This is a genomic window from Vogesella fluminis (assembly GCF_014652335.1).
In the GTDB taxonomy this organism is placed as follows: domain Bacteria; phylum Pseudomonadota; class Gammaproteobacteria; order Burkholderiales; family Chromobacteriaceae; genus Vogesella; species Vogesella fluminis.
Genome location: NZ_BMYP01000005.1, coordinates 1 through 21,585 on the forward strand (window position 1 = coordinate 1; position 21,585 = coordinate 21,585).

Consider the following 21,585-nt stretch of genomic DNA (forward strand, 5'->3'; position numbering starts at 1 on the left):
GTCATTGCCATGGCATGCGCGTTTCTATGGCTACCAATGTGAAACGTCAACAGCCCCTAGCCCGTGGCAGGTTTTTTATGGCACTACGCATAACCATGGCAAGCGTGCCGCCGGCAGCGCAACGCGTTACAATAACCGGCTACCAGTAACAGACGGACATACCGCAGCATGAAAATCAGCAGCAATTTCGACGCCGGCAGTATCGAGGTTATCGCGCTCAATAACTTTGAAGACATTCAGCTTCGCATCCGCAAAGATAATGCCTCCGATTTTGCCCAATGGTTTTACTTCCGGCTGCAGGGTGCCGCCTACGAGCCGTGCAAGCTGCGCCTCCTCAACATCAAGGAAACCGCCTATCCCAAGGGCTGGGAAGACTACCAGGCGGTGGCGTCCTATGATCGCGTCAACTGGTTCCGCGTACCGACCTACCTGGACGGCGACGATCTGGTGATCGAGCACGTACCGCTGGCTGGCAGCATCTACTACGCCTACTTCGAGCCGTACTCGCACGAGCAGCACCTGAACCTGATCGGCATGGCGCAAAGCTCCGGCCTGAGCCAGGTGTCCGACCTCGGTTCGACGGTACAAGGGCGTGACATCAACCTGCTGACCATCGGCCACGAGGTCGAGTCCGATCTCAAGATCTGGGTCATCGCCCGCCAGCACCCCGGCGAAACGATGGCAGAATGGTTTGTCGAAGGCCTGCTCACCCGTCTGCTCGACACTCAGGACCCGACTTCGCGCGCGCTGCTGGATCGCGCCACCTTCTACGTGGTGCCGAACATGAACCCGGACGGCGCCATTCTCGGCAACCTGCGCACCAACGCCACCGGCGCCAACCTGAACCGCGAATGGCTGAACCCGAGCCCGGAAACCAGCCCGGAAGTGTTTCATGTCCGCAACAAGATGCTGGAAACCGGCGTGGACCTGTTCCTCGACATCCACGGCGACGAGGCGATTCCGTACGTGTTTGTCGCCGGCACCGAAGGCGTGCCCAGCTACAACGAGCGCATCGCAGCACTGGAAACCGCATTCAAGCAGCAACTGCGTGTGGCATCGCCCGACTTCCAGGACGAGCACGGCTACGACAAGGATGCCCCCGGTGCGGCCAACCTTGCGATGGCGACCGCCTGGGTCGGCAACCAGTTCAACTGCCTGGCCTACACTCTGGAAATGCCGTTCAAGGACAATGACAACCTGCCGGACGACGACTTCGGCTGGAATGGCCAGCGCAGCCTGCGTCTTGGCGAAGCCAGCCTGAGCGCCATTTACGGCGTACTGAAAGACCTGCGCTGAAGTGATACAGCACGCAACAATGAAAAAAGCCACGATCTGCATCGTGGCTTTTTTCATTGTTGCATCATTAATTGCAAATTACAGCTGTGCGACTAGCTCGATCTCCACCTGACACCAGTCGGCACCCTTTTCCAGCACCCGCCCCAGCGCCACCAGAAACCCCTTGTTCTTGGCAAACATTTGCAGCCTCTTGCCGTGCACATAGCTGGATAACGGAATCAGCAGGGTATTGGTCTTCCCCCCCCTTTTTGTCACCGAGGCAAACAGGGCAATTTCTCCCTGATTCCAAACCATGCCAGCCGGCAGGGTTGCAGCCGCATTCCTGCCATCCTCCGACTTGGTATATGCTGCCACAGGGCGCGAACTCAGCAGCTGCAAACCCAGGTACATGCGCCCCTTCTCCTCCCGCTTGATGCGGCGCACGATACTCAGGCTCCATGCCTGCTGCCCCGCTTCGCGCGTCGCCAGCAACGTCCCCAGTGACAGCCAGTCTGCCCCCGCTGCCGGCAAAGACACCCCGAGGCCACTCTCGCTCTGGTTCTCGATATCCCACAGCTGCAAATCGGCACTGGTAGCAATCTTGATCACATCATTCTGAAGCACGTTCCGCTCACGCCGACGGCCGGTCAGGAACCCGTAAATGCGTATCTCGGTAACATCTCCCGCACTGACTGCCGGACCTTCCCTGCGATTATCTTGCACCAGGGATTCTTCATGCTCGCGCACCAGACGGTGCACGCCACTTAGCAAGCGGCCAACCTCCAGCTGCTTGCTGACCACAGGTACCCGCTCCGCGCGCTCGAAGCGGAACGGCTTGACCGCCCACTCCCGCACCAGGAACCTCAGCAAGGCCGGGTCAACACCCTGGCTAAAACGCTCACGCAATGCTTGCGGTGTCGCACCACTGTCATACACCACCAGCCAGGCATTCAGTTGATCAACCAGCTCTGCAGTAGACCAGACTCGCACACCCTGTAATTGCGGCACATTGTGCGCACGGCTTGGAGGTGCCGCATGCTGGATATTGATGATGAAGCTGCTTTCCCCGGATAGATCGCGGGACAAGGTCATGCGATTGGACAGCATCAAGACTAGCTGATACGCAAGGTGAGTCTGGCGGGCAGTCAGATTACCGCTATTGAGCGACGAGGTCATCAGCAATGCCAGATACAGGTCGTGAATGGTTGTGGGCGCCTCGCCGGGAAACAGCTGCAATGGCACCGCATCAATGGCATTCTCTTCCGCGTAGCGAAATAACTGGTTGACATTACTCCACATCACCTCATCCAATGAGGCATGGCGGTAATAATGCCAGAGTGCGTTCTCGGTGAGGTAAAACAGCATCTTGCCGATTACTAGCGGCAACAGTCGCCGCATCTGCGGTGCATCCTCCCCGTCAGCATCGAAAGTCATGAAGCGCTGGAAAGCGTCCACCATCTGACGACCATATGAGCGGATCTGCGCCCGCTGCTGCCGCTCCATGGCGGGGAGTAATTTGGAACCCAGGTACTGGGCGCATAATTGCTGGTGCGTGGCATGCCCCAGCCGGTCCAGCTCGACAAGAGCCTCCAGCATGGCAACCGTCGGATTTTCTATCTCCTGATTGAACTGCAACAGCAGCCCGGTAATCTGGTCATGACTACCGGAGGCAAACTCCCGCAGGGTTGTGCCATACCACTCGGTTACCGACTTGACATCATCAAGCGGATGGGTTTTGCGCTTATCGCCAAACAAGAAAAAATCCAGTTTTGCCATGACCTTAACCGAAGTGGGCACTCATACAATCAAGCAATGCTCTCGACACCGGCACATTTTATAATGAATCCGGAATGAATGGCTGCAAAAAAAACGCCGTGCTTGTACACGGCGCTTTCATGCAAAAATGCATCACTTATACACGCAAACTGTCCAGATCGATGCCGGAATCCAGCAATGCAACAACCCACAATGGCTTGCGACCGCGACCAGTCCACGTCAGCGACTCATCATCCGGATGACGGTATTTGACTTCTACCGGTTTGCGCCCTGCTGTAACTGCCGATACTTTATTGCCGAGCACATCTTCGACGCTGAAGCCATAGGCCTTGGCAATTTCAAGAATCTGCTTTTTGGCTTTTGCTTTTTCCTCTACCTCACGGCGTCGAACCTCAACATCAACGTCATTTTTCAGCTGCAGCAGTGCAGCAAAATCCAGTGCGCTCAAATCCATTTAAAACCCCCTTCAATAAACAAAGCCAGCCTGAATATACCGAAATTAGATGACCAGCCGCCAAACGTCAAGCATTATATAAAACAATATAATTACTTTTATTGCATATCAGGGATCGCATATGGCAGTTCCTGTCGCAATAATAACGACCGGAGATCTCCTGCAAGATAAGGCTGCCCGCCCCAGCCTGATATTTGCATTACCACCAATGCCAGATATTTCCCTGCCGCCACCGGCACACTTAACATCACTTTTCCGATAGTCTGCTCACCAGTAGCCACGGTTTGCACATCCATGCCGGCAGTACAGTTAGTACTGCTTATCTCCACCATGAACATACGGCGTTTCACTTTGCCCAGATATTGGGTGCGCGCCACAATCTCCTGTCCCGGGTAGCATCCTTTACGGAAACTGATACCTCCGATCAGGTCCAGATTGGCCATCTGTGGTATGAATGCCTCGTAGGTTGCCCTTGACACCCAGGGAATGCCGGCACGAATGAAGAAGATATCAAACAGCTTGCTGGGCAGCAATTTGCCGGCAAATGCCGGCAATATGGCATCTTTTTCCGCACTCAGGCAGAAAATACGGATTTGAGTGCCAATCGATACAACCGCATGCTCTGCAGTGCCCGCCAGGGTCGGCTCAAAAACTGCCAGGCCAGTTTCTGGCGCAGCCAGATATTCACCGGCAATCACACTGTCGGCCACTTCGATTTTCACCTTGGCCCGCAGTACGAACATGGAAAGGCGACGACGGAACGTTTCGGCAATATCTTTTCGCAACAGCAGGAAAAATTTCTGTTCCAAGCGCCATAGCAAAAAGCTGGCCTGCATCCGGCCTTTGGCATTGGAATAACTACTCCATTGCGCCACCGTGCCATCCAGCAGTTTTACATCGGAAGAGAATTGCCCCTGCAGGAACGATTCAGCATCGTCGCCATGTACTGTCAGCAACACGAACTGGGTGAGTATGGCATGCCCATCCTGCCCGAATGGCAGCACCCCCTGGCTATCACTATTGGTCAATACCACATCACCCTCGGCATCAAGCATGGCACCATGCCGAGTCAAATAAGCCGACACTTGCGACTGGTTCATTACTGTTCCTTTCTGAATTACGGGCTTCATTACGCCTCGCAAAAGCTCGCCGGCCGGCTATTCACCCCACACCGGCCACGCTATGATCTACGAATGAAAAAATTCACCTTGCTGCCGGCATTGCTTGCTATTTTACTGTGGTCCTCGCTGGCTGCGTTAGGTACCTTTACCCAGCGCCTGCCACCATTCCAGGTCACTGCCGTGGCACTTTTCATCGGCAGCCTACTCGCCATTCACCGCATCCGCGACTGGAAAGTGGCACCGCACACCCTGCTGATTGGCGTCGCCGGTATCTTCGGCTATCACTGCCTGTTGTTTACCGCCTTTCGCACTGCTCCGGCACTGGAAGCCAATCTGTTGAATTACCTGTGGCCGTTACTGATTGTCGTGCTGAGCCCGCTGTTCGGGCTGGGCAAATTGACCATGCGCCATATCATGGCCGCTGCCGTCGGCTTTTCCGGTGCCGTATTGATTGTCAGCAAGGGCAGATTCGACTTTGCCGACAGCTTGCCAATCGGCTACCTGTTCGCGATCACCGCAGCCTTCACTTGGTCCAGCTACAGCCTGGCAACCTGCAAACTGCCGCCATTTCCCAATGCAGCGGTCGGCGGCTTCTGCCTGCTTTCCAGCCTGCTTGCCGCACTCTGCCACTGGCTGTTCGAGCCGGCGACCATTCCCGACAACGAGGAATGGCTGGCTCTGCTGCTGATGGGGATCGGACCGCTGGGCGCATCATTCTTCCTGTGGGACAAGGCGATGAAGGGGGGCGACCCGAAGCAGATCGGCGCCCTGTCCTATCTCACACCCTTATTGTCCACCCTGATTCTGGCCATTAGCGGATTGGGAGAGCTGAATACCATCACCTGGACTGCCGGCACCTTGATCCTGATCGGTGCAGCCATCGGCTCGCTGAGCCGCGGGCGTTGACACCCGGCACCAGGATCCCGCCGGCAGCGCACACCGCCATACCCGAACCTGATGCACAGACAACAACTCAGGCGAAACCAGATAAGACCAATGACATGGCATGTCAGGAGGTCGGAACAACGGCCGCCTCCATTCTAGATGGTTGGATGCAGATAAAACACCGAAGACGCAACAGGGTTATTGTGACACTTGCGATATGCATGGCGGGCACCACGCATCGCTGAGAGCGTGGCATAGGAAAAACGGGTGGAAGCAAAGTGCTGGATCTGGCGGGAGGCTCGCGAAGCAATCAGATAGCCGGCAAAGCCGAGGTCCAGGTGCATGGTACAGGGCGTAGCGGATAGCGCCGGCGATTGCTGCAACCATACCCTCTGCTGGTCGCCAAACCAGCGCTCCAGCACCAGCAGCAATTCATGCTGCGCATCAGCCGAAGCCTGCATCACAGAGGCTCCCGACATCATCGGTGCATCCAGCTGTCCGATCAGTTCCTGCTCATCCGCCACGGGCAGCGATAACCGGCACCAGCTATGCCAGCAATCAGCCTGTGCGGCCAACATACGCTGCTGGCTGGTCTGTACCGCGTCGAGATACTGCTGGAAAACCGTTGCCATGGCATGCCTCCGGATAAGGTAAGACGATATTCAGACAGTAAGGTCACCACCCAGCCCCCACACCGGTCGCAAGCCGGCAATCAGTGCCCGCAGGACAGGATCCTCCGCCCTGTCGGCAGGGTAAACAAATTGTAACTCGGCCATTTTCACGATCTCCGGCACCAGATCGACCACACCGCACTCGGCAGCATGGAGCGCATCCTCTTCGCGCAGCAAGGCAAGTCCGATGCCGGCCTGCACCAGCTCGGCCGCAGTGAACAGGTTGTCGCACTCCGAAACTTTCTTTGGTGCGATGTTTAGCTCCCGCCACAACTCGGACACGATCTTCGACAGGCTGGAAAACTGGGAAATGCCGACCCACGGCAAGCGACCCAGCTCCTTGGGGTTGGCCGCATTGATCCGTGCCAGCCAGCCCTTGGGCATCACGATGCGCAGACGCAACTGGGCCAACAGCAGGGTATGAACGTTGACGTAGGGGTTCTTGCCCAGATAGAAACCGGCGTCCAGCTCCTTCTTGCGCACCGCATTGAGCACATCGCCGGTAACCCCCTGATGCAGGCACACCTCCAGCAAAGGAAAGCGTTCGGCCAGCCCGGCCACCCAGGGGCCGACCCGCAACACGTTCGGGGTTAACGTAATACCGATCTGCACCTTGCCCGTCAGTGGTCCCTTCAGACTGCGGGCATGATCAAGCAGCTGTCGCGCGGACGCCAGTATGTCCTGGGCACGAGGCAGTAGCTCCTGCCCTGCCAACGTCAACATCACCCCCCCTGCCGTACGCTCAAATAAAGGCATCCCTACCTCTTCTTCGATGGCCTTGATCTGTGCCGTTACCGCCGGCTGTGACAAGTGAAGAAGCTCGGCGGCCTGCGTCAGATGGCCTTGCTGAGCCACCGTAACAAAGGTGCGCAGTTGGTAGATTTCCATGCTGGACAACTCTCCTGATCGGCCGGGGGTGTGCCACTTTATGCATCGTGAACACAGATTTCAGGTCATTTTGTACAAGTTCCCCGCCACCCTACAAGGCATACACACAAAAAGCTGGATAACGATTGCTGATGCCGGCCATCAATAAAGTAAATACTCGACCGCAAGTAACTAATAAAAAAGAAAAATCATCAAAAAACACCGTGGCGTTAATTCCTGCTATCAGAAAAAACGATTAGCCACATCGACAAAGCGACTTTTAGATTGCAAAGACACGCGAACCGCACCTGCGGCCAGCGAGAAACGGGAGGAGACAACGATGAATGAAGATATCCTTACACGGGTACAAAGCAACCCCAAATTCAAAGAGCTTGTTCACAAGCGGACCCGCCTTGGCTGGCAGCTGAGTATCCTGATGCTGGCTATCTACTACGGCTTTATCCTGGTGCTGGCCTTCGCCCCCAATGTGCTTGGAGCCTCCCTGTCGGGCGGAACCACCACGGTTGGCATTCCGGTTGGCATTCTCATCATCATCTCGGCATTCGTCCTGACCGGCATCTACGTGCGCAAGGCCAATACCGAGTTTGACCAACTGAACCAACAAATCGTCGAGGATGCCAAACAATGAAAAGCTGGATGAAAACCCTCTGCGCCACCGCACTGGCCGGCCTGCCAACTCTGGCACTGGCCGCCGGCGCCTTTGAAGGCGAAGTCACCAAGCAGGCGACCAACTGGTCCGCCATCATCATGTTCTTCCTGTTTGTCGCGTTCACCATGGGCATTACCTACTGGGCCTCGCGACGCACCCGCTCCGCCAGTGACTTCTACACCGCGGGTGGCGGTATTACCGGTTTCCAGAACGGTCTGGCGATTGCCGGTGACTACATGTCCGCCGCGTCCTTCCTCGGCATCTCGGCGATGGTGTTCGACAAGGGCTTTGATGGTCTGATCTACTCCATCGGCTTTCTGGTCGGCTGGCCGGTGATCCTGTTCCTGGTTGCCGAACGCCTGCGCAACCTCGGCAAGTTCACCTTTGCCGACGTCGCCTCCTACCGCCTGCAGCAAACTCCGGTGCGCACCTTCGCCGCTACCGGCACGCTGGTAGTAGTGGCGCTGTACCTGATTGCGCAGATGGTCGGTGCCGGCAAGCTGATCCAGCTGCTGTTCGGCATGAACTACTCCTCCGCGGTGATTCTGGTTGGTGTGTTGATGGTGCTGTATGTGACCTTCGGCGGCATGCTGGCTACCACCTGGGTACAGATCATCAAGGCCGTCATCCTGCTTGGCGGTGCCAGCTTCATGGCATTCATGGTATTGGCCACCGTCGGCTTCAGCCCGGAAATGATGTTCCAGAAGGCAGTAGCCATTCACGCCAAGGGTATTTCCATCATGTCCCCGAGCAAGGCCGATCCGATCGACTCCATCTCGCTGGGCCTCGCCCTGATGTTCGGTACCGCCGGTCTGCCGCACATCCTGATGCGCTTCTTCACTGTGTCCGATGCCAAGGAGGCCCGCAAGTCGGTGTTCTTCGCCACCGGTTTCATCGGCTACTTCTACATCCTGACCTTCATCATCGGCTTTGGCGCAATCATGCTGCTGCTGAACCAGCCAACCATGATGGAAACCGTGGTCAAGAACGGCAAGGAAGTGACCCAGCTGATTGGCGGCAGCAACATGGCGGCGATCCATCTGGCCAACGCGGTTGGTGGTGACCTGTTCCTCGGCTTCATTTCGGCAGTGGCCTTTGCCACCATCCTGGCGGTGGTTGCCGGTCTAGCCCTGTCCGGTGCCTCGGCTGTGTCGCATGACCTGTACGCCTCCGTGATCAAGAAGGGCAAGGCCAACGAAGCCGACGAAATCCGCGTTTCGAAAATCACCACCGTCGTGCTGGGTGTGGTCGCGATCCTGCTGGGCCTGCTGTTCGAAAAGCAGAACATCGCCTTCATGGTCGGCCTGGCCTTCTCGATCGCCGCTTCCGCCAACTTCCCGGTCCTGTTCCTGTCCATGTTCTGGAAAGGCCTGACCACCCGCGGTGCGGTAGTCGGCGGCTTCATCGGCCTGATCTCCGCGGTTGCCCTGATCGTGATGGGCCCGGCGGTATGGGTGGACGTGCTGAAGAACGAAACCGCACTGTTCCCGTACAAGAACCCGGCGATCTTCTCGATCACCCTGGCCTTCGTCTTCACCTGGCTGATCTCGGTCCTGGACAAGTCCAAGTCCGCGGTTGAAGAAAAAGCCAAGTTCGAAGCACAGTTCGTACGCTCAATGACCGGTATCGGTGCCGCAGGTGCCTCCAAACACTAAGCGAGTCGTGTAAAAATGGCCGCACCCGAACGGGTGCGGCCAGTTGCTGCCCGCGAATCATGTTTGCAAGGAACGCTTCATGTCTACTCTTGACTCCATCCTGCGCGAGACCCGCAGCTTTGACCCGGCAGAAGACTTCCGCCGCAAGGCCACGGTTTCCGGGCCGGACGCCTATTACGCCCTGTGCGAACAGGCTGACGATCACTACCTGTCCTTCTGGGGAGATCTGGCGCGAGAGCTGATCAGCTGGAAAAAGCCGTTCTCGCGCGTGCTGGACGACAGCAATGCACCATTTTTCAAATGGTTCGACGATGGCGTACTCAACATTTCCTACAACTGTCTGGATCGCCATCTGGCCGTCAACGCCAACAAGATTGCCCTCATTTTCGAAGCGGATGGCGGCGGCATCACCCGTGTTACCTACTCTGAACTACACCGCCGCGTCTGCCAGTTCGCCAACGGCCTGAAGTCACTGGGCGTCGGCAAAGGCGACCGCGTGGTCATTTACATGCCGATGGTGATCGAGGCTATCGTTGCGATGCAGGCCTGCACCCGCATCGGCGCTATCCACTCGGTGGTATTCGGCGGCTTCTCCGCCGCTGCGGTACATGACCGCATCCAGGACGCTGGCGCCAAGGTGGTGATCACCGCCAACGAGGGCCTGCGCGGCGGCAAGATCGTGCCGTTGAAGGCAATGGTCGACGAAGCGCTGGCGATACCGGGCAGTGAAACGGTGACTGCCACCGTGGTCTACCAGCGCACCAACAGCGGTGCCAGCGACTGGCACGACGGCCGCGACATCTGGTGGCACAAGCTGATCGACGGCCAGCCGGAATCCTGCGAACCGGAATGGATGCAGGCTGACGACCCGCTGTTCATCCTGTACACCTCCGGCTCCACCGGGCGCCCGAAAGGCATCCAGCACAGCAGCGCCGGCTACCTGCTCGGCGCCCTCAACAGTTTCCGCTGGGTGTTCGACTACAAACCCAGCGACGTATTCTGGTGCACCGCCGACGTCGGCTGGATCACCGGCCATTCCTACGTTTGCTACGGTCCGCTAGGCATGGGTGCCACCCAGGTCATTTTTGAAGGCGTGCCGACCTACCCGGACGCTGGCCGTTTCTGGCGCATGATCGAACAGCACAAGGTCACCACCTTCTACACCGCGCCGACCGCAATCCGTACCCTGATCAAGCTCGGTGCCGACCTGCCGAAGCAGTACGACCTGTCCAGCCTGCGCCTGCTCGGCACCGTCGGCGAGCCGATCAACCCCGAGGCGTGGATGTGGTACTACGAGATGGTCGGCGGCGAGCGCTGCCCTATCGTCGACACCTGGTGGCAAACCGAGACCGGCTCCGCGATGATCGCGCCGCTGCCCGGCGCCATCGCCACCAAGCCCGGCTCCTGCACCCTGCCGCTGCCCGGCATCATGGCCGACATCGTCGATGAATCCGGCGCCCCGGTCGAGCCGGGCAAGGGCGGCTTTCTGGTTATCAAAAAGCCGTTCCCGTCGCTGGTGCGCACCATCTGGAACGATCCGGAGCGCTTCAAGAGCACCTACTTCCCGGAAGAATTCAACGGCCAGTACTACCTCGCCGGCGACTCCGCCAACCGCGACGAAAGCGGCTACTTCTGGATCATGGGCCGCATCGACGACGTGCTGAACGTATCCGGCCATCGCCTCGGCACCATGGAAATCGAATCGGCGCTGGTCGCCAACCCGCTGGTGGCGGAAGCCGCGGTGGTCGGCAAGCCGCACGAGATCAAGGGTGAGGCGGTGGTTGCCTTCGTGGTGCTGAAAGGCCCGCGCCCGACCGGCGAGGAGGCCCGGCGCATGACCGCGGAGCTGAAAAACTGGGTGGCGCACGAGATCGGCAAGCTGGCGCAGCCGGACGACATCCGCTTCGGCGACAACCTGCCCAAGACCCGCTCCGGCAAAATCATGCGTCGCCTGTTGCGCTCCATCGCCCGCGGCGAGGAAATCGCCCAGGACGTGTCGACGCTGGAGAATCCGCAGATCCTCAGCCAATTGCAGGAGCGCGCCAGCTAAGCGGCCCCTCCTCAGAGCTGTCCTTGTAAACCGCACGCGTGCTGCCATCACCGTGCGGTTCTTTTTGTCTGCGGCAGCACAAGGTTGGCCGCAAGCGGATTGCGGCCAACCTTGCAGCGTCCGCGCGGCTGCCGGACAATAGCACCCAGCCATTTACAGATCCCAGGCCGGTTGCACTCCGGCCTTTAGCGAAGTCAGCATGCCATCATGAGCCAAGCTTTTCCGCCTGCCCGTCTTGACTGGAGCACCGGCCAACCCGTCTCTGCCGATTACGGCGACGTCTACTTTTCCCGGGAAAGCGGCCTTGACGAGACACGCCATGTGTTTATCGGGCATAACCAGCTGCCGCAGCGCTTCGCGGCGCTGACACCGGAGCAACTGTTCAGCATCGGTGAAACCGGCTTCGGCACCGGCCTGAACTTCCTGGCTGCCTGGCAATGCTTCCTCCAGCATGCCCCCGCCGGCGCGCGCCTGTCTTTTGTCAGTACCGAGAAGCACCCGCTCACCACCGCCGACCTCGTGCAGGCGCAGGCGATGTGGCCGGAGCTGGCCACCCAGGCTGCAGCACTGCAGCAGCAATACGACGTCATGGCACCGGGCTGGCACCGTTTCGTACTGGAAAACGGCCGCGTGATCCTGACGCTGCTGATCGGCGACGTGCTGGAAACCCTGCCGCAACTGGAGGCGCGCATTGATGCCTGGTTCCTCGACGGCTTTGCCCCGGCCAGGAATCCGGAAATGTGGCAGCCGGCGCTGTTCCGGCAGCTGGCGCGGCTGTCGCACCGCGGTACCACGCTGGCCACCTTCAGCAGTGCCGGCATCGTACGCCGCGGTTTGGAAGAAGCCGGCTTCGGCATCGAGAAAGTTGCCGGCTATGGCAAAAAGCGGGACATGACCCGCGGCCAACTGCAACACCTGCCACCCTCCGGGTGGCGGGCACCATGGTACGCATACCCACAACAGGCCACCGGCGAGCGCAGCGCAGTGGTGATCGGTGCCGGTATCGCCGGCGCCAGCATTGCGCGCAGCCTGGCCAACCGCGGCTGGCAGGTTACCGTACTCGACCGCCATCCACGAGCGGCGCAGGAAGCCTCCGGCAATCCGCAGGGCGTGCTGTACACCAAGCTGTCGCCACACTTCACCCTGTTGACACAACTGGTGCTGTCCGGCTACGGCTACACCCTGCGCACGCTGCACCAGCTGCTGCCGGAAGACGGCGTGCAGTGGCGGCGCTGCGGCGTGCTGCAACTGGCCGGTGACGCCGCCGAAGAGAAACGCCAGCAAGGCCTGGCCGCCGCCGGCCTGTCGCCGCACATCCTGCGCCGCGTCGATGCCGCCGAAGCCTCCGCCCTCGCCGGCGTCGAGCTCGCGCAAGGCGGACTCTATTTTGAGCAGGGCGGCTGGCTGAATCCTCCCAGCCTGGTCAACAAGTTGCTGGATCACCCCAACATCACCCTGCGCCTGGGCGACGCAGTCACCGAGCTGGCGCAAAACCCGGCAGACGGCGGCTGGGTAGCAATGGGCAGCGATGGCCCGCTAGCCATCGGCAGCATTGCCGTGGTCGCCACCGCCAACGACACCATGCAGTTCGACCCGACCTACTACCTGCCGGTAAAGCGTATCCGCGGCCAGGTCACCGAGCTGGCTGCCACCAGCGACAGCAAAGCGCTGCAGACCGTACTGTGCGGCGAGGGTTATATCACCCCGGTGCGTCGGGACCGGCACTGCCTTGGCGCCACTTTCAAGTTTGAATACGAGGACCTGGAGACCAACGATACCGAACATGCTGAAAACCTGGCCATGCTGGCCGGCCTGGCACCGCGACTGTACCAGGCCCTGGGTGGCGAGCGCATCGACCCGGCACAATGCCATGGCCGCGCCGCGCTACGCTGCACCAGCCCGGACTACCTGCCCATGGTTGGCGCCATCGTCGATCGCGATGCCTTCCTCGACTGCTATCAGCCGCTGGCACGCGACGCCTCGCTGAAACTGAGCGCCGAGGCGCCGCTGATCAGGGGGCTGTACGTCAGCACCGCCCACGGCTCGCGCGGCATGGTCACCGCGCCGCTGGCCGGCGAAATCATCGCCAGCCTGCTGAACGGTGAGCCGGCACCGCTACCCGGCAGCATCATGGATGCCGTCAACCCCAGCCGCTTCCTGGTGCGCGACCTGATCCGCCAGAAGCACCGTGACTGAATCAGTCAGTTGCGCCATGATCAGCGCCGCCGTGGCCTGCGGATGCTCCAGTGGAAACAGGTGCGAACCTTTTTGCACAATGATGCTCACAGCGAAGTGTTTGTGCATATAAGCCAGATCCGCCGGCGTCAGCACGTCGCTAGTCTCGCCGGCGACAAACACCGTCGGCACCCGCAGCTGTCCCTTGTAGCGCGGCACCGAATGCGGCAGCGTGTTGTAGATCGCGTTTTCGATCACCGGCCGGAACTTCAGGCGGCGGCCACCGCCGGCCGTCGCCACCGTGCCGAACTCGGCATAATCGTGCAGACAGTCGGGATCGAAGCGGGCAAACATCGGCTTGCGCGCGAAATAGTCGTACACCGATTCGACGCTGGCCCAGTTGTCGCGCCGCTTCAGGGTATTGCCGCCCGGTGTCACGCGGTCGATGAAGCCCAGCTTTTTCGCCAGCCAGATGCCGCGCGAGCGCAGCGGCCCCATCAGCGGCGAATCGAGGATGATCAGCTTGCTGAACAGCTCCGGGTGGCGAATGGCGGCAAAGAACAGGATGAAACCACCCAGCGAATGCCCGACGCCAACCACCGGCCGGTCATAGTGCTGGCGCAGGTAGGCAACGGTTTCCTCGACCAGATGCGGCCAACAGTCGGTCACCGGATAGCGCGGATCGTGGCCGATGCAGTCAAGGTAGCCAACGTGGCAGCCCTGTTCGCGCAGCGACTGGTGCAACTTGCGGTACACCGACGCCGGAAAGCTGTTGGCGTGGGCAAAATGAATGATGGTGGTCATGGCAGGCGCTCCTCGTGGCCCATAGTATATCAAGCGTTTGCTTGGCAAAATAAGGGCTGTGCGTTTAGCCGCGGCCGCACCATCGCAACAACTTATCAAGGCACCGTCGTTTTGGCGGTCACAAGCTCATGAACAAGCACATTTTTTCTCTCTTCATCCGTTGCCTGCTGTGGCTGAGCCTGCTGTCGGCCCCCTTTGCCCACGCACTGGACCAGGACGACCTGCTGCCGCCGGAACAGGCCTTTGCCGTCACCGCCGAGCGCCAGGGACCACAGCTGCGGCTGACGGTAACCGTCGCCGACGGCTACTACCTGTACCGCGACCGCAGCCGCTTCGAGACGATACCGGCCGCGTTGATCGCACAGCAGACGCTGCCCGCCGGCAAGCCCAAGGATGACCCCTACTTCGGCAAGCAGGTCACCTACCCGCCGGGACCGACCGTGATGCTGCTGACGCTGCGTCCGGACGCGCCGCAGCAGTTCACGCTCAAGGCCACGGTGCAGGGCTGCGCCGATGCCGGCCTGTGCTACCCGCCCTACACCCACACCCTCGCGGTCGGTGGTGACAACAAGGCGCTGTCGCCCTGGCTGCAGCCGGCCGGCGCGCAAGGCGACAGCAACCCGTCGCAACCACGCGAAGGCCTGGCCGCCACACTGGCGGCCTTCTTTGCCGCCGGCCTGGGCATGGCGTTCACCGCCTGCATGTACCCGCTGCTGCCCATCGTGTCCGCGCTGATTGCCGGCCAGGGCCAGCACCTGACCCGCCGTCGCGGCTTCCTGCTGGCGCTGACCTATGTGCAGGGCTTGGCCGTCAGCTACACCGCCATCGGCATCGTGGCCGGCCTGACCGGCAGCCTGTTCAACGTGTGGCTGCAGCAGCCGGCGGTGATCCTCGGTGCCAGCCTGCTGATGGTGGTGTTTGCGCTGGGCATGTTCGATATCGTGTCCATCCAGCTGCCATCCAGCTGGCAGACCCGCCTCGCCGCCTCCAGCAACCGCCTGTCCGGCGGCCACATCGTGACCGTGTTCGGGATGGGCGTGCTGTCGGCGCTGCTGATCGGCCCCTGCGTCGGCCCGCCGCTGGCACTGGCGCTGGGCTACATCGGCCAGACCGGCGACGCCTGGCTGGGCGGTGTCGCGCTCTACGCGATGGCGATGGGGCTGGGCCTGCCGCTCATCATCGTCGGCACCTTTGGCGGCCACGTGCTGCCCAAGGCCGGCATGTGGATGAAGACGGTCAAGGCGGTGTTCGGCGTGGTGATGCTGGCGGTGGCCATCTGGCTGGCGACGCCGTTCCTGCCCGCCATCGTGGTGATGCTGCTGTGGGCGGCGCTGGCGCTGGCCAGCGCGGTATTCCTGAAAGCCTTCGATCCGCTGCCGCCGAACGCGTCGTCCGTGCTCAAGCTGGGCAAGGCGCTGGGCCTGCTGCTGGCGCTGGTCGCCACCCTGCAGCTGATCGGCGTGTTCAGCGGTGCCAAATCGGCCCGCTACCCGCTGGCGGCGCTCGGCGCCACCGCCGGCGACAGCGGCAAGCCGCAGTTCCGCACTATCGGCAGCGTGGCCGAGCTGGACGCCGCCCTCGCTGCCGCCCGCGGCCAGCCGGTGTTGCTGGACTTCTATGCCGACTGGTGCGTGTCCTGCATCGAGATGGAAGAGACCACCTTCCGCGACCCGGCGGTGCGCCAGGCCATGAGCAAGGCGGTGCTGCTGAAGGCCGACGTCACCGCCAACCTGCCGGCGCACCAGGCGCTGCTGCAACGCTTCGGCCTGTACGGCCCGCCTGGCATGATCTTCTTCGACCGCCAGGGCAAGGAGCAACAGCGCCTCATCGGCTACAGCCCGGCCGACGAATTCCTGCCGCTGCTGCAACGCCAGCAAAACGGCGGCTGAGTCCGTTGCAGCCAACGTTGGCCGCAACGGTGAACACACCACGCCGACACCTCATCACACGAAAAAAAACAGGCCGCCGGTTCGCACCGGAGGCCTGTCCTGTCACTGCTATGCGCAGCGTGTTACTGTGCCGGCTTGCCGGCGACGCTGGCCAGGTAAGCGGCGCGACGTGCCTCCTTGGCGGCCACCTTCTCCGCCACTTCCAGCGCCTTCTCGGCGGCGGCCAGCGCCTCGCGCTCCTGGCGTGCCGCCATCGACGCGGCACGGGCGGCATCGCGCACCGCTTCTTCCTCCGCCTCCATCGCCTCGACTTCGGCGCGGGTCATGCATGGGCCGGTCTTCTCGAACCAGGCCACCGACTCGACGTGCCCGGTGTGCGGGAACATGTTGATGATGCCCGCCGTTTTCAGCGTGTAGCCTTTGGTGTGCACCAGCACCCCGGCATCGCGCGCCAGCGTCGCCGGATTGCACGACACGTACACGATGCGCTGCGGTGCAGTGTCCTCGGTGATCGCCTTCAGCAGCTGCATCGCGCCGTCGCGTGGCGGGTCCACCAGCATCTTGTCGAACTTGCCCAGAGCGGCGAACGATTCCTCGGTCACCTCGAACAGGTTGGCCATCTCATAGCTGACCTTGTGCTGCAAGCCGTTGTGGGTGGCATTTTCCACCGCCCGCTTCACCAGCGCCTCGCTGCCTTCCATGCCGTGCACGGTGGCGCCGCTGCGCGCGATCGGCAGTGTGAAGTTGCCGATGCCGCAGAACATGTCGGCAATGCGCTCGCCGGCCTGCGGATCCAGGAGGCGCAGCGCGCGGCTGACCATCACGTTGTTGATTTCCGGGTTGACCTGGGTGAATTCGGTCGGGTAGTACGGCATCTCGACGTCGAAATCGCGCAGGAGGTAGGTCAGCCTCGGCGCATCCAGCGGATAAATCGGGTAACAGCTATCCGGCCCCTTCGGCTGCAGCCAGATCTGTACCGTGCGCTGCGGCGTGGAGTGCGTGTCGGAGAACGCACGCAGCAAGGCAAAGTCAGCCTCGGTAATGTCGTCCATATTGCGGAACACCAGCACATCCAGCTCGGCACCAACCGCGATTTCCACCTGCGGCATGCGGTTGTAGATCGATAGCCTGGCGATCAACTGGCGCAGCGGCACGATCAACACCGAGATATGCGACGGCAGGATATGGCACTCGCTCATGTCGGCGATGAAGCTGGAACGCTTCTCGTGGAAGCCGACCAGCACGCCGTCCTTTTTCGCGACATGGCGCGCCGACAGCCGGGCGCGGTGGCGGTAGCCCCACGCGGCGCCGGCGATCGGCGGCATCACCACCTCGGCCCTGACCCTGCCGATATGGCGCAGGTCGTCTTCCAGCACGCGCTGCTTGATGGCGACCTGTGCCGAGAACTCGACATGCTGCATCGAGCAGCCACCACACACCCCAAAGTGTGGACAGGACGGCTTGGTGCGCAGGAAGCTCTCCTTCAGCACATCCGCCACATCAGCGTTTTCATAACTTTTCTTGATGCGATAACTTTGATAAGTCACTGTTTCATACGGCAACGCGCCATCGATAAAGACGGCCTTGCCATCGACACGGGCGATACCGCGACCTTCGTGGTCCAGCGACTCGACATGGGCAACTACAGACGCTTGAGTCATTGTTTCAACAAGTAAAAAGGCAAAAGACAAAGGTTGGAATTGTCGCAGAAAGCGCCACAAAAAGCACGATGCCGTGCCTCTTTTGACGGATGTTGCCATGCGGCACATCTGCTAACATCGAAGTATCCGCTTATCCCGAATCGCCAGAGAATGAAATTTTCGTCCCTGCTTGCAGCCTGCACCGTGGCCACCACTGCTTACAGCCATGCCATGACCCCGGAGCCGGACGTACTGGTCAGCAGTGCCGGCCAGCACTTGGTCGTCAACCTGCCGCAAACCCGCGTCTTCCTGTATCAGGATGGCATGCTGGTAAACAGCTACCCGGTGGCAGTCGGCAAGATGATCACCAACACCCCCACCGGCAACTACGCCATTACCGGCATCTACCGCAATCCGGTATGGCACGTACCCAGATCGATCCAGGAAGAAATGGTACGTGCCGGCAAGCCGGTACAGACCACCGTCGCTGCCGGGCCAGACAATCCGCTGGGGCCGGTATTCATCCGCTTTGGCGAAAGCAGGCTTGGCCTCGGTTTTCATGGCACCAACCAGCCCGCCAGCGTGCCCGGCTTTCGCAGCCATGGCTGCGTACGCCTGCGCAGCGAGAATGCGCTGGCACTGGCCGACTGGGTGGACATCGGCGCTGCAGTCACCATCAGCTACCAGACCACGCTGCTGAGTGAGGACAGTGCCGGCGAGCTGTGGCTGCATGCCTATCGCGACAGCTACAAGAAGGATGACATCGTGCCGCAACTGCTGGCGGAAACCCTGCTCAACTGGCAGCAGGAGAACCGGCGTCCGGTTCACGGCAAGCGCGTCGACCAGGCCTTCCGCGAGCGCAACGGCAAGCCGGTATGTCTCAGCTGCAGCAGCACGCAAAACAACCGTATCACCGGCACGCTCAACACCGTGCGCTGGCTGAGCCCGCCACCGGAGATCCGTGATGAGCAGCCCGATGAGCTGCTGCTGCCGGACAGCAACAGTGCCCGAGCACCACGCAGCGCACAATTCAAGCAGAAAAGCGCTTGACGCTGCAAAAGCTTCACGTTAAAGTGCGCACCTCGCTGACGAATCAACCGGTTCATCAGCGCAGCGTGGGGGTATAGCTCAGCTGGGAGAGCGCTTGCATGGCATGCAAGAGGTCAGCGGTTCGATCCCGCTTATCTCCACCACATCCGGTCCCTATCGTCTAGAGGCCTAGGACGTCGCCCTTTCACGGCGATAACCGGGGTTCGAATCCCCGTGGGGACGCCAGCATTTCGGGGGTATAGCTCAGCTGGGAGAGCGCTTGCATGGCATGCAAGAGGTCAGCGGTTCGATCCCGCTTATCTCCACCAAACAAACAGAAAACCGGCTTGCGAGCCGGTTTTCTGCTTTTCCGGCCCCATCTCCCGATTGAGCAGCGCTAGCGCAATACCTGCTCGCTCTGCTGCAAGGCTTGCTGCAGGCTTTGCACCTCACTGCGCTCACCGGCGCGCATTACCGCCCGCGATACGAAGTGGCAGATATTGAATATCCCCGCCAGTCGCGGCGCCGCCGCTTCGCGCCACGCCGGTCGCGCGCACCGCAGCCATAACGGTACCACCCGTTGCAGCACCTGGCTCACCTGCTGCAATTCCTGCAGCAGCCCGTAGGAAGGATGACCGCCATCAAGCAGGGCGCGCTCGCGCATGCTGTACAGCCGCTCTTCCAGCAACTGCAGCAGGTGTGCCAGCTCCGCCTCCAGTTGCGGCAGATCCAGCGCCGCCGCCGGATGTTCGTCCGGATCCAGCTGCTGGGCATGCTGTGCCAACAGGCTGAGCCGGAAGGCATCCTGCGGTACCGCCGGCCCGCCGCCCGCCGCATGATGCAGCTCAGGCGTTCGCGGCAGCTGCTCACTGACCGGTAGCGCCGGCCCCACTACCGTCACCTTGACCATGGCACACGTCCTTTCCTGTCATGCCCGACACTGACCTTATCGGCCAGCTTGCCGGATCATGAAGTCAGTGCCCAAACAAATGCCCCAGCTTGGCTTTCTTGGTATCGAGATAGTGGTCGTTGTAGGCATTGCGGCCAACCTGCAACGCCACGCGCTCGGCGACATTGATGCCGGCCTGCTGCAGGGTGTCGATCTTGCGCGGGTTGTTGGTCATGATACGCACCGCCGTCACCCCCAGATGTGCCAGCATCTCGCGTGCGATACGGAAATCGCGCATGTCGGCAGGGAAACCCAGTCTTTCATTGGCCTCGACGGTGTCGGCACCCTCATCCTGCAGCTTGTAGGCACGGATCTTGTTGATCAGGCCGATGCCGCGCCCTTCCTGACGCAGATACACCAGCACGCCACAACCTTCCGCGGCGATTGCCTCCAGCGCAGCCTCCAGCTGGAAACCGCAATCGCAGCGCAGCGAAAACAGCGCATCGCCGGTCAGACATTCGGAATGAATCCGCGTCAGCGGCGTACCACCGGCGACCTCGCCCAGCGTCAGCACCACGTGCTCGCGCCCTCCGACCTCTTCAAAGCCGTGCATGTCGAAAACACCCCACTGCGTGGGTAACTGGCAGGTTGCGACATAATCGACGCGCACCGGAGAATCAGGCTGAGTCACGTTGGCTTCCACTTGTTGTGCATTCATCTGAAGGATAGTGGGGGCAAAAGCTTGCAGTTTAAAGAGCCGGTGCCGCCAATTTGGCTTAGAACCTGTTCAAGGTTTTTTTGCGGCTGCGCTGACCTGGCAAATGGCCAGATGCAAGGCGGACGGCGCAGGCCTTGGTTATTCCAAGGTCAAGCCGGCCAACGCCGCAGCTGGTCGTTTGCCGGGCCAGCCCTTCGGGGCCATGCGCTGCCGGCGCATTACTGCGTCGCGCGCCCCTGACAGTGAATGCACTGCGGCGAGGCGCGCTCCTTGCACTGCATCCGGCAGCGCGTGGCCGCAGCTGCAAAAGACCTTGAACAGGTTCTTACCCCCGCAAAGTGACGAAATGCGCCGACAACACAGGAGCCGGCGCCTGCTGCGGATAATTCAGCCCCTCCTCGCCGGCAGCATACGCAACCATCGCAAAGGCGCTAGAATCCGCTTATCCCTACCCTGCGGCATCGCCGCATTATGCCAATCCCTGCGCAAAGCCGAAATCATGACTGCTGCCATCCATATCACCCCCGCGTCCGCGGCAAGCCCGGCGCGCAGCCACAGGTTGGCCGCATGAGCAAGTACCCGGTTTCACCGCTGGAGGTCGACATCAGCGCCGTGCGCGCGCAGGGCGCCGGCGGCCAGAACGTCAACAAGGTGTCCTCCGCCATCCACCTGCGCTTCGTGATCCGCGATTCGACGCTGCCGGAGCACATCAAGGAACGCCTGCTGGCGCTGCAGGACCAGCGCCTGAGCAAGGACGGCGTGCTGATCATCAAGGCGCAGCAATACCGCACCCAGGAGCAGAACCGGCAGGATGCGCTGCAACGGCTGCAGCAGCTGGTCGACAGCGTCAGCCACGAGCAGAAGGCCCGCCGCGCCAGCAAGCCGAGCTACGGCGCGCGGCAGCGGCGCATGGACAGCAAGAGCCTGCGCGGCAAGATCAAGTCGCTGCGCGGCCCGGTGCGCGACTGAAGTGCGATACGCCGCCGCCGGCACCGTTGCGGCCAACCTTGACGCACC

18 protein-coding genes and 3 tRNA genes are annotated in these 21,585 nt (G+C 60.9%); 12 read left to right on the forward strand and 9 right to left on the reverse strand.

All coding sequences use genetic code 11. The features are described 5' to 3' along the window. The first annotated feature begins 168 nt into the window (after positions 1-168). Positions 169-1,296, forward strand: coding sequence for a M14 family metallopeptidase (locus tag IE083_RS02580; protein ID WP_189352082.1), 1,128 nt, complete (start codon positions 169-171; stop codon positions 1,294-1,296). A 78-nt stretch (positions 1,297-1,374) separates the two neighbouring features. Here the strand turns inward: IE083_RS02580 and IE083_RS02585 are convergent, their stop codons facing one another. The 3 genes from IE083_RS02585 to ygfZ form a co-directional block, all read right to left on the reverse strand. Beyond that, positions 1,375-3,051 (reverse strand): cyclic-di-GMP receptor FimW-related protein, encoded by a 1,677-nt coding sequence (locus IE083_RS02585; RefSeq protein ID WP_189352083.1) that lies wholly within the window; start codon positions 3,049-3,051, stop codon positions 1,375-1,377. 136 nt (positions 3,052-3,187) lie between these two features. Beyond that, positions 3,188-3,505, reverse strand: a complete 318-nt coding sequence (locus IE083_RS02590; RefSeq protein ID WP_189352084.1) for an H-NS histone family protein — start codon at positions 3,503-3,505, stop codon at positions 3,188-3,190. Positions 3,506-3,603: 98 nt separating this feature from the next. Beyond that, complete coding sequence (ygfZ, locus tag IE083_RS02595) at positions 3,604-4,605, reverse strand: CAF17-like 4Fe-4S cluster assembly/insertion protein YgfZ (RefSeq protein ID WP_189352085.1); 1,002 nt, start codon at positions 4,603-4,605, stop codon at positions 3,604-3,606. Between the two features lie 93 nt (positions 4,606-4,698). Between ygfZ and IE083_RS02600 the strand changes: the two genes are divergently transcribed. Beyond that, complete coding sequence (locus IE083_RS02600) at positions 4,699-5,532, forward strand: DMT family transporter (RefSeq protein WP_189352086.1); 834 nt, start codon at positions 4,699-4,701, stop codon at positions 5,530-5,532. 134 nt (positions 5,533-5,666) lie between these two features. Here the strand turns inward: IE083_RS02600 and IE083_RS02605 are convergent, their stop codons facing one another. Beyond that, a complete protein-coding gene (locus tag IE083_RS02605; RefSeq protein ID WP_189352087.1) occupies positions 5,667-6,143 on the reverse strand; it encodes a hypothetical protein in 477 nt (158 codons plus the stop codon). Between the two features lie 30 nt (positions 6,144-6,173). Next, positions 6,174-7,070: a LysR family transcriptional regulator gene (locus tag IE083_RS02610; RefSeq protein WP_189352088.1), complete on the reverse strand. Its 897-nt coding sequence runs from the start codon at positions 7,068-7,070 to the stop codon at positions 6,174-6,176. 319 nt (positions 7,071-7,389) lie between these two features. Here IE083_RS02610 and IE083_RS02615 point away from each other — a divergent pair, with 319 nt between their 5' ends. The 4 genes from IE083_RS02615 (at position 7,390) to mnmC (ending at position 13,620) form a co-directional block, all read left to right on the forward strand. Next, a complete protein-coding gene (locus IE083_RS02615; protein ID WP_189352089.1) occupies positions 7,390-7,698 on the forward strand; it encodes a DUF485 domain-containing protein in 309 nt (102 codons plus the stop codon). A gap of 8 nt (positions 7,699-7,706) precedes the next feature. Continuing rightward, positions 7,707-9,374: a cation acetate symporter gene (locus IE083_RS02620; RefSeq protein ID WP_229799562.1), complete on the forward strand. Its 1,668-nt coding sequence runs from the start codon at positions 7,707-7,709 to the stop codon at positions 9,372-9,374. A 79-nt stretch (positions 9,375-9,453) separates the two neighbouring features. Further along, positions 9,454-11,424: an acetate--CoA ligase gene (acs, locus tag IE083_RS02625; protein ID WP_189352091.1), complete on the forward strand. Its 1,971-nt coding sequence runs from the start codon at positions 9,454-9,456 to the stop codon at positions 11,422-11,424. Positions 11,425-11,631: 207 nt separating this feature from the next. Then, entirely contained in the window at positions 11,632-13,620 is a 1,989-nt protein-coding gene (mnmC, locus tag IE083_RS02630) for a bifunctional tRNA (5-methylaminomethyl-2-thiouridine)(34)-methyltransferase MnmC2/FAD-dependent 5-carboxymethylaminomethyl-2-thiouridine(34) oxidoreductase MnmC1 (RefSeq protein ID WP_189352092.1), read from the forward strand. Here the strand turns inward: mnmC and IE083_RS02635 are convergent. After that, positions 13,540-14,403, reverse strand: a complete 864-nt coding sequence (locus IE083_RS02635; RefSeq protein ID WP_189352093.1) for an alpha/beta fold hydrolase — start codon at positions 14,401-14,403, stop codon at positions 13,540-13,542. The genes mnmC and IE083_RS02635 overlap by 81 nt on opposite strands. A 128-nt stretch (positions 14,404-14,531) precedes the next feature. Here IE083_RS02635 and dsbD point away from each other — a divergent pair, with 128 nt between their 5' ends. After that, entirely contained in the window at positions 14,532-16,292 is a 1,761-nt protein-coding gene (gene dsbD / locus IE083_RS02640; RefSeq protein WP_189352094.1) for a protein-disulfide reductase DsbD, read from the forward strand. 122 nt (positions 16,293-16,414) lie between these two features. Here dsbD and rlmD read toward each other — a convergent pair whose 3' ends face one another. Then, complete coding sequence (gene rlmD / locus IE083_RS02645) at positions 16,415-17,953, reverse strand: 23S rRNA (uracil(1939)-C(5))-methyltransferase RlmD (protein WP_189352095.1); 1,539 nt, start codon at positions 17,951-17,953, stop codon at positions 16,415-16,417. Between the two features lie 150 nt (positions 17,954-18,103). On the opposite strand from rlmD, the gene IE083_RS02650 reads away from it, so the two are divergent. The 4 genes from IE083_RS02650 to IE083_RS02665 all read left to right on the forward strand — a co-directional run bounded on the left by IE083_RS02650 (position 18,104) and on the right by IE083_RS02665 (position 19,290). Further along, entirely contained in the window at positions 18,104-18,982 is an 879-nt protein-coding gene (locus IE083_RS02650; protein WP_189352096.1) for a L,D-transpeptidase, read from the forward strand. A 67-nt stretch (positions 18,983-19,049) separates the two neighbouring features. After that, positions 19,050-19,125, forward strand: a tRNA-Ala gene (locus tag IE083_RS02655). A gap of 6 nt (positions 19,126-19,131) precedes the next feature. Then, a tRNA-Glu gene (locus IE083_RS02660) sits at positions 19,132-19,207 on the forward strand. 7 nt (positions 19,208-19,214) lie between these two features. Then, positions 19,215-19,290 (forward strand) — tRNA-Ala (locus IE083_RS02665). A gap of 68 nt (positions 19,291-19,358) precedes the next feature. Here IE083_RS02665 and IE083_RS02670 read toward each other — a convergent pair. Both IE083_RS02670 and ribA read right to left on the reverse strand, forming a co-directional pair. Then, positions 19,359-19,871 (reverse strand): hypothetical protein, encoded by a 513-nt coding sequence (locus tag IE083_RS02670; protein WP_189352097.1) that lies wholly within the window; start codon positions 19,869-19,871, stop codon positions 19,359-19,361. Positions 19,872-19,935: 64 nt separating this feature from the next. Beyond that, complete coding sequence (gene ribA / locus IE083_RS02675) at positions 19,936-20,520, reverse strand: GTP cyclohydrolase II (protein ID WP_189352177.1); 585 nt, start codon at positions 20,518-20,520, stop codon at positions 19,936-19,938. Between the two features lie 615 nt (positions 20,521-21,135). Between ribA and arfB the strand changes: the two genes are divergently transcribed. Further along, entirely contained in the window at positions 21,136-21,537 is a 402-nt protein-coding gene (arfB, locus tag IE083_RS02680) for an alternative ribosome rescue aminoacyl-tRNA hydrolase ArfB (RefSeq protein WP_189352098.1), read from the forward strand. Positions 21,538-21,585: the final 48 nt, after the last annotated feature.